12 protein-coding genes and 1 tRNA gene are annotated in these 12,052 nt (G+C 39.1%); 12 read left to right on the forward strand and 1 reads right to left on the reverse strand.

The features are described 5' to 3' along the window. Positions 1-48: 48 nt before the first annotated feature. Entirely contained in the window at positions 49-1,767 is a 1,719-nt protein-coding gene (locus NQ185_RS12470) for an ABC transporter ATP-binding protein (protein WP_257582181.1), read from the forward strand. Positions 1,768-1,957: 190 nt separating this feature from the next. On the opposite strand, the gene clpP is transcribed toward NQ185_RS12470, so the two are convergent. Beyond that, positions 1,958-2,554, reverse strand: coding sequence for an ATP-dependent Clp endopeptidase proteolytic subunit ClpP (gene clpP, locus NQ185_RS12475; RefSeq protein ID WP_257582182.1), 597 nt, complete (start codon positions 2,552-2,554; stop codon positions 1,958-1,960). 226 nt (positions 2,555-2,780) lie between these two features. On the opposite strand from clpP, the gene NQ185_RS12480 reads away from it, so the two are divergent. The 11 genes from NQ185_RS12480 to NQ185_RS12530 all read left to right on the forward strand — a co-directional run bounded on the left by NQ185_RS12480 (position 2,781) and on the right by NQ185_RS12530 (position 12,025). Further along, positions 2,781-2,852: transfer RNA gene (locus NQ185_RS12480), tRNA-Arg, on the forward strand. A 418-nt stretch (positions 2,853-3,270) separates the two neighbouring features. Continuing rightward, entirely contained in the window at positions 3,271-3,411 is a 141-nt protein-coding gene (locus tag NQ185_RS12485) for a YrzI family small protein (RefSeq protein ID WP_257582183.1), read from the forward strand. A gap of 321 nt (positions 3,412-3,732) precedes the next feature. Then, positions 3,733-3,972, forward strand: a complete 240-nt coding sequence (locus NQ185_RS12490) for a glutaredoxin family protein (RefSeq protein WP_257582184.1) — start codon at positions 3,733-3,735, stop codon at positions 3,970-3,972. A 120-nt stretch (positions 3,973-4,092) separates the two neighbouring features. Then, entirely contained in the window at positions 4,093-5,124 is a 1,032-nt protein-coding gene (locus NQ185_RS12495) for a sugar-binding transcriptional regulator (protein ID WP_257582186.1), read from the forward strand. 91 nt (positions 5,125-5,215) lie between these two features. Continuing rightward, a complete protein-coding gene (gap, locus tag NQ185_RS12500; protein ID WP_257582187.1) occupies positions 5,216-6,223 on the forward strand; it encodes a type I glyceraldehyde-3-phosphate dehydrogenase in 1,008 nt (335 codons plus the stop codon). Positions 6,224-6,542: 319 nt separating this feature from the next. Continuing rightward, positions 6,543-7,727 (forward strand): phosphoglycerate kinase, encoded by a 1,185-nt coding sequence (locus NQ185_RS12505; protein WP_257582188.1) that lies wholly within the window; start codon positions 6,543-6,545, stop codon positions 7,725-7,727. A 26-nt stretch (positions 7,728-7,753) separates the two neighbouring features. After that, a complete protein-coding gene (gene tpiA / locus NQ185_RS12510) occupies positions 7,754-8,509 on the forward strand; it encodes a triose-phosphate isomerase (protein WP_257582190.1) in 756 nt (251 codons plus the stop codon). Beyond that, positions 8,509-10,047 (forward strand): 2,3-bisphosphoglycerate-independent phosphoglycerate mutase, encoded by a 1,539-nt coding sequence (gene gpmI / locus NQ185_RS12515; protein WP_257582192.1) that lies wholly within the window; start codon positions 8,509-8,511, stop codon positions 10,045-10,047. Before tpiA ends, gpmI begins: the two co-directional genes overlap by 1 nt. Positions 10,048-10,087: 40 nt before the next feature. Next, positions 10,088-11,377 carry a phosphopyruvate hydratase gene (gene eno, locus NQ185_RS12520; protein ID WP_257582193.1) on the forward strand — a complete coding sequence of 430 codons (1,290 nt, stop codon included), beginning with the start codon at positions 10,088-10,090 and terminating at the stop codon, positions 11,375-11,377. Between the two features lie 119 nt (positions 11,378-11,496). Next, positions 11,497-11,733, forward strand: coding sequence for a preprotein translocase subunit SecG (gene secG / locus NQ185_RS12525; RefSeq protein ID WP_257582194.1), 237 nt, complete (start codon positions 11,497-11,499; stop codon positions 11,731-11,733). Between the two features lie 61 nt (positions 11,734-11,794). Continuing rightward, the gene (locus tag NQ185_RS12530) at positions 11,795-12,025 is read left to right on the forward strand and encodes a hypothetical protein (RefSeq protein ID WP_257582195.1); all 231 of its coding nucleotides are present in this window, start codon (positions 11,795-11,797) and stop codon (positions 12,023-12,025) included. The last annotated feature ends 27 nt before the right edge of the window (positions 12,026-12,052 follow it).

The following is a 12,052-nucleotide window of genomic DNA, read 5'->3' on the forward strand; positions in this document are numbered from 1 at the left end:
GGAGGATGAGCAAGGCGCTTACACTTTTCTAAAATCGAGGTGATATATATGTTAAAAAAGTTCTTCTCATACTATAAACCACATAAACGATTATTTATTATTGATTTTTCAAGTGCTTTAGTTGTGGCCGTTCTAGAATTGGCCTTTCCGGTAGCCGTTCAATGGTTTATAGATAAGCTATTGCCAGGCGGCGATTGGAATAAGATTGTAACCATCGGCATTCTTTTATTAATTGTCTATTTATTAAGTACTGTATTGCAATATATTGTCAGTTATTTAGGTCATAAACTGGGAATCAATATTGAAACGGATATGAGAGAACAATTATTTACTCATGTCCAACGTCAATCTTTCCGCTTTTTTGATAATACAAAAACAGGGCATATTATGAGCCGAATCACGAATGATTTATTTGATATCGGTGAACTTGCCCACCACGGTCCAGAAGACTTCTTCATTGCGATTATGACGTTTATTGGTGCATTTGTCATCATGTTTAATATCAATCCGGAACTTGCCATTATTGCGATTATTATGATCCCTTTCCTTGTTTGGCTCGTAACGTATTGCAATATAAAAATGAATAATGCATGGAAAAACATGTACAGTAGGATTGCTGATGTAAATGCGAGGGTGGAAGATAGTGTTTCCGGTGTACGTGTTGTCCAATCTTTTACAAATGAAGAATTTGAAATTAGCCGTTTCAAAAAAGATAATGGAAGTTTTCGTTTAGCCAAGCTGATTGCATATAAAGTGATGGCAGGGACACATTCTAGTATTTATATGATGACCCGGTTAGTCACTCTATTAGTTTTAGTTGTTGGTGCATGGTTTAGCTTTAACGGCAAACTTACTTACGGGGAACTTGTCAGTTTCGTATTGTACGTGAATGTATTGATTAAGCCAGTTGATAAAATTAGCGCCCTTCTAGAGCTGTATCCGAAAGGAATGGCTGGATTTAAAAGATTCCTAGAATTAATTGAACAAGATCCAGAGATCAAGGATCGTCCACATGCCGAAACTGTAAAGGGACTGATGGGTGATATTCAATTCGATAATGTGTATTTCCATTACGATGACCATAAAGCAGTTCTTGAAGGTATTGATTTGAATATTCGTGCTGGTGAGACGATAGCGTTTGTCGGACCGTCTGGTGCCGGAAAAACGACGATTTGTTCTTTAATTCCTCGTTTTTATGATGTCCAAGCAGGTTCCATCTCCATAGACGGCATTGATATTCGCGATATGACGAAGCACTCACTTCGCTCACAGATTGGGATAGTTCAGCAAGACGTTTTCTTATTTACAGGAACGATACGTGAAAACATCGCCTATGGTAAAAGAGATGCGACTGAAGAGGAAATTCGGGATGCTGCTCGTAAAGCCCATTTAGAAGATTTTATTGCTTCACTTCCCGATGGCTACGAAACGCAAATCGGAGAGCGTGGCTTGAAGCTTTCAGGCGGACAAAAACAGCGTCTAGCGATTGCGAGAATGTTTTTGAAAAATCCACCTATCTTAATTTTGGACGAAGCAACCTCCGCACTCGATACAGAAACAGAAAAAATCATTCAACAAGCATTAAACGAACTAGCAGAAAATCGCACAACTCTAGTTATCGCACACCGTTTGGCGACCATTCGAGATGCCGATAGAGTCGTCGTTGTGACGGAAGATGGAATTGCAGAAGATGGTACGTATACGGAGTTAGTGAATCAAGGCGGGCTATTTGCAAGGCTTCATAATATTCAGTTTCAAGAAGTTTGAGTGATCGATTAATAGATCTAAAAAAAATTGCGATTCATCTTTTGTTTATTGAGACCTTATGGGTGGCAATATGAGCTGCAGAGCGACCTCAGACGAGTAATTAAGACCTTAAGCGAAGCGAGTTTTATAGTACCAGAAATACAAAAGCAGGTGAAAAACAATTTATGTTTTTCACCTGCTTAATTTTCTACTATTTAGACATATCCTCATTACGCTGAATGATATGGTCGATTAAGCCGTATTCTTTTGCACGTTCCGCAGTCATAAAATTATCGCGGTCCGTATCACGACTGATAACCTCAATTGGTTGCCCAGTCCGATCAGAAAGAATTTTGTTTAATTTTTCTCGCATATGGAGAATCCGTTTTGCAGCAATCTCAATTTCAGTTGCTTGACCTTGTGCTCCACCAAGCGGCTGGTGAATCATCACTTCACTGTTTGGAAGGGCAAAGCGCTTGCCTTTTGTTCCAGCTGCTAGCAAAAAAGCACCCATCGATGCTGCCATACCGATACAAATGGTATGTACATCTGCTTTTATAAATTGCATCGTATCGTAGATCGCCATCCCAGCGGTAATGCTTCCACCCGGGCTATTAATGTAAAGATAAATATCTTTTTCAGGATTTTCAGCTTCCAAGAATAATAATTGAGCTACGATGGAGTTTGCAACTGTATCATCAATCGCACTTCCAAGCATGATAATACGGTCTTTCAATAATCGGGAATAAATATCGTATGCACGTTCTCCACGGTTCGTTTGTTCAATAACAGTTGGAATTAAATGCAAAATGTTCTCCTCCTTTAGTAAGGCTTTTATTTTATTACATTATGTATTTCCATCATACAATGATGGTCAATAAAGGTCAAATTATACACCTTTATTTTTTGCTATTTCAGCTGCGCTTTTCGTTATATCATATTATATTTACCACTTCTATATAATAATAAACGTAAATAGCTTGCAATGTGTAATTATTTATCTTATAATTTTTTATCGTACGGTTAAAAACTGTGCCCTCGTGGTGCAACGGATAGCACGTGAGATTCCGGTTCTTAAGATGTGGGTTCGATTCCTGCCGAGGGCGTCATATTAAATCTTTTCCACCATAATGAATGGTGGTTTTTTTATTTATGAAAAAATTTTCAATAAAGTGTTTACAATCATACTTATATTGGATATAATTACCACCGTAAGTAAAAAATTCTTAAGGAGGTCGGATGAAAAATGAAAACTTTATCATTAGTTAATCAAGTGCAATTTAATAATTTAATAAATTCGACCTACGGGGAATGGACTGCTTAATTTTTGACTATTACTACAATCATAAAATATCCATGCCGCAGGGAGAATGTTCCCCTGCGGCTTTTTATGCCCATTTTTAAAGCCGCAGGAGAAGTGTATTCTTGCGGCTTTTTTTGTGCTAAGCCGCAGGAGCAATGTCTTCTTGCGGTTTTTTTTCGTCATATTGGATATAAATGATTATTTAAGGAGGTGTGAATAAAATGACATTAAATATTATATTTTTTACAATTACGATTAAGAGGCGACACGTTACACTTGAAGAAGCTCTTCATAATAAAAAAATTGAGAAAATGCATAATGAAATTAAAGATCGTCAGATTTCTATGTATCGCCCGTACTAATATTTTTTTAAAAATTAATGAAAGGTGGTTTTTAACATGATTATTCTAATGTTGGGACGTCAATCAATTTATGAGGTTTATAAAGACAGTACCTAGTACAAAAATGAATATGTGAGAATCTAAAATTTTCGTTTTTTCATATGGACTTAATTGAATCAATACAGGTGGCCTTAGTACAAGAATGGGTACTAGGGTCATTTTTATAATAAATATTGTATTTATCTTTATAGTAGATCTTTCAATACAATATAGGAGGACTTTATTTTTCAAGATTGCTATAATGAAAATGTGAAATCTATAGCTAAAAGGAACGTGAACTAAATGCAAATCATTTTTTATACTCGAAATCGCTGCCCTCTTTGCGTAGATGCAAAATTGATCCTCCAACAACTTCAGAGAGAGCATCAATTTCAAATTATCGAAAGGGATATTGATACGAATGACGAATGGACAGAACAATATGGTTTAATGATACCTGTTGTTGAAGTTGCGGGAGAGGTTGTACAATATGGCTTGATTGATCCAATCACAATTGAGGAAAAATTAAATCATTTAATTTGAATTATCTTAAGTCGAGTGCTAAAATAAAAATTAGCTACTGAACCATTTTTTTTGCTGGTGATGGGACGCAATATGTCTTACCGGGACATATTTTGACCTGCGTTAAAAGGAGCCATGATTATGCACTCATTATTAAAAATTCAAACTCAACTCGTTCCTGATATGCTTTCAGTTATGCAGAAACGTTATCAAGTTTTACGTTCGATTCGTTTAACTGAACCGGTTGGACGGAGAACATTAGCTGATATGCTAGGCATGACTGAACGTGTCCTTCGAAGCGAAGCGGAATTTCTGAAAGCCCGCCAACTCATTACGATAAAAACGGCTGGAATGATGGTAACTCCTAAAGGTACGAAATTGCTGTTGGAACTTGATGAAATGATGAGGGAAATAACCGGCATTAGTAAAATGGAGCAGAGCTTAAAAAAAGTACTTTGCGTCAGAAACGTTGTGATTGTTCCGGGGGACAGTGATGAAACGCCGCTCGTGAAAGAGGAGATCGGTAAAGCAGCAGCGGATGCATTAAGCAAACATCTTCGGAAGGGAAACATTATTGCTGTAACAGGTGGAACTACAATGGCTTGTACCGCTGAAATGCTCTCTAGTGATATGGGAGATGGAAAGAATCTTTTTTTCGTACCCGCTCGTGGAGGGATTGGAGAAGATGTGAAAAACCAAGCCAATGTCATTTGTGCGACGATGGCGGAAAAGACAGGTGGTTCACATCGAGTTTTATATGTTCCCGATGAAGTAGGTCTTGAAGTGTATCATTCATTGCTTAAAGAACCAGCGATCATAGAAGTTTTAAACATGATTAAATCGGCAAATATTGTTCTTCACGGGATTGGCGATGCCTTGACTATGGCTGGCAGGAGAAGGACCAATAAAGCTGCCATGAAAAAAATAATAGAAGAAAATGCAGTTGGTGAAGCATTTGGCTATTATTTTAATGAAAATGGGGAAATAGTACATAAAGTACCCACTATTGGCATGCAAATTTCCGACTTGCACGATAAGCCGTTTGTGATTGCCGCAGCTGGCGGGAAATCGAAAGCAAAAGCAATTAAGGCCTATTTGAAAGGTGCACCGAAAACAACGGTTCTTATAACTGACGAAGGTGCAGCACTAGAGGTTTTAAAAGGGCATTCGTAGATTGCCGTTGGCATGAAAATTGTCAGCAGCTTTCTTGATGGACCCATTTAAATATAAAATTATTGCATGAAATTAAAGGAGGATATTTATCATGACAGTAAAAGTTGGTATTAATGGTTTCGGAAGAATTGGGAGAAACGTATTCCGCGCAGCACTCAATAATCCAGAAGTGGAAATCGTAGCGGTCAATGACTTGACAGATGCGAACATGCTTGCCCATTTATTACAGTACGACACAGTTCACGGAAAACTGGAAGAAAAAGTATCCGTTGATGGTGACACAATTGTTGTAGGCGAACAACGTATTAAAGTTTTGGCAGAGCGTGACCCTGCTCAACTTGGCTGGGGAGACCTTGGAGTTGATATCGTTGTTGAGTCAACTGGTCGTTTTACAGATCGCGATAACGCTGCAAAACATCTTGAAGCAGGAGCTAAAAAAGTTATCATTTCCGCACCTGCGAGCGGTGAAGATTTAACGATTGTTATGGGTGTTAATGAAGACAAATATGATGCTGCAAATCATCATGTACTTTCAAATGCATCATGTACAACTAACTGTCTTGCTCCATTTGCAAAAGTGTTAAATGACAAATTTGGCATTGTACGCGGTATGATGACGACTGTACATGCTTATACAAATGATCAACAAATTCTTGATCTTCCACATAAAGATTATCGTCGTGCACGTGCGGCAGCTGAAAATATCATCCCTACATCAACAGGAGCGGCTAAAGCTGTAGCACTTGTACTTCCTGAGTTAAAAGGTAAACTTAACGGTATGGCAATGCGTGTTCCTACACCAAACGTATCCGTTGTTGACCTTGTTGCAGAACTTGAAAAATCAGTAACAGCTGAAGAAGTAAACACAGCTCTTAAAGAAGCAGCTGAAGGCGAATTAAAAGGTATCTTGGCATACACTGAAGAGCCACTTGTATCTACAGATTATAATGGCGATACTCATTCTTCTACAATTGATGCATTATCAACAATGGTAATGGAAGGCAATATGGTTAAGGTTCTTTCATGGTATGACAATGAAACTGGATATTCTAACCGTGTTGTTGACCTTGCAGCTTACATTGCAAAGCAAGGACTGTAAGAATCACTCGAATAATTGGATAATTAGCGATACGAGAATTATAATGAACAATGGGGAGCGGGATCCAATCCCCTCTCTTTTTTCAAATTTATGTCTAGCTGCAGCGCCTATCGACTAGCAAACTTCTTGTCCTTTTCCCTACGATAAGGAAGCCAGACTCGTTCCTCGTCGTGTTTCCTTTATCGCAAGTCTTGGGCCGAAAGAAGACCGTCGACTAAAATCGCCACTTCCTGTGGCAACGTCGACGGACCCGCATCCTGCGGGCCTGTACGTCGATAAGCAGGCGCTTCCGCTTTTCTAATTAAGGGAGGTTAGCGCGATGGAGAAAAAATCAATTAAAGATATTGATGTAAAAGGAAAACGTGTATTTTGTCGTGTGGATTTTAACGTTCCGATGAATGAAGGAAAAGTAACGGATGATACGCGTATTAAAGCGGCGTTGCCTACTATTCAATTTTTGTCGGAGCAAGGCGCTATCGTTATTTTGGCGAGTCACCTTGGAAGGCCAAAAGGTGAAGTGAAAGAAGAATTAAGGCTTACACCTGTTGCGGAACGTTTAAGTGAATTATTGAATAAAGAAGTTGCGAAGGCTGATGAAGCTTTTGGAGAAAATGTAAAACAACAAATTTCAAACCTGCAAGAAGGGGACATCATTTTACTTGAAAATGTACGTTTCTATCCGGGTGAAGAAAAAAATGATCCGGAACTTGCAAAATCATTTGCAGAATTGGCTGATGTGTATGTTAACGATGCATTTGGTGCTGCACATCGAGCACATGCTTCAACAGAAGGAATTGCAAAGTTTCTTCCATCAGCTGCTGGATTTTTAATGGATAAGGAATTAGAAGTGCTTGGAAAAGCTCTTTCAAATCCAGAACGCCCATTTACTGCAATCATCGGTGGAGCAAAAGTAAAAGATAAAATTGGTGTTATCGAACACTTACTTGATAAAGTAGATAATCTTATTATTGGCGGTGGGCTTGCTTATACGTTTATTAAGTCGCAAGGCCATGAGGTAGGAAAGTCATTATTAGAAGAAGATAAAATAGATCTCGCACGTTCTTTTATCGAAAAGGCAAAAGAAAAAGGCGTTAACTTTTACATGCCAATGGATGTAGTTGTAGCGGATGATTTTTCAGTAAATGCGAATACGCAAATCGTTTCTGTAGAGGAAATCCCTTCAGATTGGGAAGCATTGGATATCGGACCGAAAACTCGGGAACTTTATCAAAAAGTGATCCAAGAATCTAAGCTTGTCATTTGGAATGGACCGATGGGTGTGTTTGAGTTGGAGCCATTTGCAAATGGAACGAAAGCAATCGCACAAGCACTTGCTGAGGCGAAAGATACATACTCTGTCATTGGCGGCGGTGACTCAGCAGCTGCAGTCGAGCAATTTGGTCTTGCTGATCAAATGAGCCATATTTCTACTGGCGGCGGAGCTTCTCTTGAATTTATGGAAGGTAAAATATTGCCTGGTGTCGCCGCACTGAATGATAAATAAGTCGGTTTTTGAAAGGATGAAGAAAAATGAGAAAACCAATCATTGCCGGAAATTGGAAAATGAATAAGACGCTACAGGAGTCTTTAGATTTTGCTAATGAAGTAAAAGATAAAGTACCTGCAAAGGATCAAGTGGATTCAGTTATTTGTTCACCTGCATTATTCCTTGGCCAATTAGTAGATGTTCTTAAAGGTACAGATGTTGGAGTAGGGGCGCAAAATATGCACTTTGAAAAAAATGGTGCCTTTACAGGGGAAATTAGCCCGGTCGCTCTAAAAGATCTAGGTGTTTCTTACGTGATTCTTGGCCATTCAGAGAGAAGAGAAATGTTTGCTGAAACAGACGAAACGGTTAATCAAAAAACTCATGCTGCTTTTAACAACCAGCTGATCCCGATTGTCTGTGTAGGTGAAACATTGGAGCAAAGAGAAAACAATGAAACAAAAGTGCTTGTTGAAAAGCAAGTGGAGAAGGCATTACAAGGATTGTCTGAAAATCAAGTAAAAGAAACAGTGATTGCTTATGAACCAATTTGGGCAATTGGAACAGGCAAATCATCCACCGCAGAAGATGCAAATGAAGTTTGTGCTCATATTCGCAAAGTGGTAGAGAAAAACTTTTCAAAATCTGCTGCTGATGCTGTTAGGATTCAGTATGGCGGCAGTGTAAAACCCGAGAATATTAAAGAATATATGAATCAACCAGATATCGACGGTGCTCTAGTAGGCGGTGCAAGTCTGGAGTCCAGCTCATTTCTCCAGTTACTGGAGGCGGCTATTTAATGAGTAAAAAAGCACCCGTGGCACTCATCATCCTAGACGGATTTGGTTGTCGCAAAGAAACAATGGGAAATGCGGTTGCCCAAGCAAAAAAGCCTAATTTCGATCGTTATTGGAATACGTATCCACATAACCAGCTTACAGCATGTGGTGAAGCGGTGGGACTACCTGAAGGACAAATGGGAAATTCCGAGGTTGGCCATTTGAATATAGGGGCAGGACGTATTGTTTATCAAAGTTTGACGCGTGTTAATGTCGCCATACGCAACGGCGAATTTGAAAAAAATGATACATTCCAGCATGCAATTGAACATGTTAAGAAAAACGGAAAGAAATTACATCTTTTCGGACTGCTTTCGGATGGTGGAGTTCACAGCCATATTAATCATTTATTCGCTCTGCTAAAACTTGCCGCTGACGAAGGCATAAAAGATGTTTATATCCATGCAGTTTTAGACGGTCGGGATGTTGGTCCGCAAACTGCTGAAAAATATATAAAAGAAACACAGGAAAAGATGAAAGAATACGGTGTGGGCCAGTTTGCCACCATTTCCGGTCGTTTCTATTCAATGGATAGAGATAAACGCTGGGATCGCGTTGAAAAAGCCTATCGTGCCATGTCATACGGTGATGGTCCTGTTTATTCTGATCCACTAGAAATGGTGAAAGATTCGTATGATCATGGAATTTTTGATGAATTCGTTATTCCTTCCGTGATGATCGATGAGGATGGAAAACCGATTGCAACGGTCGATGATGAAGATGAAGTTATCTTTTATAATTTTAGACCGGATCGTGCGATTCAAATTTCAAATGTATTTACGAACGATGAATTTCTGGCTTTCGATAGAGGAGAAGGTCGTCCTAAGCATCTCTACTTTGTGTGTATGACTCATTTTTCTGAAACAGTCGACGGATACGTTGCATTTAAAACGGTCAATCTTGATCAAACGATCGGACAAGTCATTTCTGAAAATGGTTTATCACAGCTTAGAATTGCTGAAACTGAAAAATATCCACATGTCACATTTTTTATGAGTGGTGGAAGAGAAGAAACATTCCCAGGTGAACAACGAATTTTAATTAATTCACCGAAAGTCGCAACGTATGACTTAAAACCAGAAATGAGTGCTTATGAAGTTACCGACGCTCTATGTGAACAAATTGAAGATGACCGGTTCGATGCTATCATTTTAAATTTTGCAAACCCTGATATGGTTGGTCATTCCGGTATGCTTGAACCGACAATCCAAGCAATTGAAGCGGTTGATGGATGTCTTGGCAGGGTCGTCGATTTGATTCTTGCTAAAGGTGGCACTGCCATCATTACAGCGGACCATGGTAATTCAGATGAAGTTGTCACTCTTGAAGGCACACCGATGACAGCTCATACGACGAATCCTGTTCCGGTTATCATCACAAAAAATGATGTAAAAGTAAGAGATGGTGGGATTCTCGCAGATCTTGCACCAACAATGCTCGATTTATTGAATTTAGAAAAACCAAAAGAAATGACAGGTTCGACACTTATTGAGGAATAATAGTAGTTGTCTAAAAATTATAAACAAGGAGAGATTATTCATGCCATTCATTACTCAAGTATATGCACGCGAAGTACTGGACTCCCGCGGTAATCCAACAATTGAGGTTGAAGTTTACACAGAATCAGGAGCATTCGGTCGTGCTTTAGTTCCAAGCGGTGCTTCAACAGGTGAATATGAAGCTGTAGAACTTCGTGACGGAGATAAAGGTCGTTACCTTGGTAAAGGTGTAGAAAAGGCCGTAAATAACGTCAATGATATTATCGCTGAAGCAATTATTGGTTTTGATGTAACGGATCAAGTAGGTATCGATAAAACAATGATCGAACTTGATGGAACAGATAATAAAGGAAAACTAGGTGCGAATGCCATTCTAGGTGTATCAATGGCAGCAGCTCGTGCAGCAGCAGATTTATTAGGTATTGAATTGTATCAATATTTAGGTGGATTCAATGCGAAGCAGCTTCCTGTACCAATGATGAACATTGTAAACGGCGGCGAACACGCGGACAATAACGTGGATATTCAAGAATTCATGATTATGCCTGTAGGAGCTCCTACTTTTAAAGAAGCATTACGTATGGGTGCGGAAATTTTCCACAGCCTTAGATCAGTATTAAAAGATAAAGGCCTTAATACAGCTGTTGGGGATGAAGGTGGATTTGCTCCAAACTTGAAATCCAATGAAGAAGCTCTTGAAACAATCATGGAAGCTATTGAAAAAGCAGGATACAAACCAGGTGAAGAAGTGAAATTAGCGATGGACGTAGCATCTTCTGAACTTTACAGCAAAGAGGATGGAAAATACCACTTAAGCGGCGAAGGAATCGTTAGAAGTTCTGAAGAAATGGTTGACTGGTATGAGGAGCTTGTTGGCAAATATCCAATCGTTTCCATTGAAGATGGACTTGATGAAAATGACTGGGCTGGCCATAAGCTATTAACTGAGCGCATTGGTAAAAAAGTTCAACTTGTCGGCGACGATCTTTTTGTAACAAATACAGAAAAACTTTCTCGCGGAATTGAAGAAGGAGTAGGAAACTCCATTCTAATTAAAGTAAACCAAATCGGTACGCTGACTGAAACATTTGATGCGATCGAAATGGCGAAGCGCGCGGGCTACACAGCTGTCATCTCCCACCGTTCTGGTGAAACAGAAGATAGCACAATTGCAGATATTGCTGTTGCTACTAATGCAGGGCAAATTAAAACAGGTGCGCCTTCACGTACAGACCGTGTTGCAAAATACAATCAGCTTCTTCGCATTGAGGATCAGCTAGAAGATCGAGCACAATATTTAGGTGCAAAAACGTTTTACAATATTAAGTAATATTTGAAGGTGGCCAGTACTTTAAGTACTGGCTCTTTTTTTGTACTTGTACAACAGTATATATTTGTGATACATTTAATGTATCTTCTTATGTTCGTATCAGGGGGTGTACTTTTAAAATGCTTCATACATTAGCTATCACATTATTAATTATTGTTTCTATTGCACTTATTGCCGTTGTCTTATTACAATCAGGAAAAAGCGCAGGACTATCCGGAGCCATTTCCGGCGGAGCGGAGCAGTTATTTGGAAAGCAAAAGGCACGAGGAATGGATCTTGTTCTCCACCGAATTACGGTTATATTGTCCGTATTGTTTTTCCTATTAACGATTGCCGTTACATTTTTTCAAGTATAAAAGAATTCGACCTGGTCTAAGCAGAGGCCAGGTTTTTCTTTTTTTCATAGGGGATTCGGGAATGAAAAGTGCCGTAGTTGATCCTTCGTTCTCGCAAAGTGCAATTACGAGAACGAAAAGTGTAGATCCTGTGCCTTCGTTCTCGCAAAGTGCAAATGTGAGAACGAAAAGTATAGATCCTGTGCCTTCGTTCTCGCAAAGTGCAATTACGAGAACGAAAAGTGTAGATTCCGGGCCTTCATCCCTTCAACAAACTAAATGCGAAAAATTGCAGGTATCATCCAACAATTAAAATCATATTTCTGGATTGTTCCCCGGT

Origin of the sequence: Lederbergia panacisoli (assembly GCF_024626525.1) — a bacterium.
GTDB classification, from domain to species: Bacteria; Bacillota; Bacilli; order Bacillales; family Bacillaceae_C; genus Lederbergia; species Lederbergia panacisoli.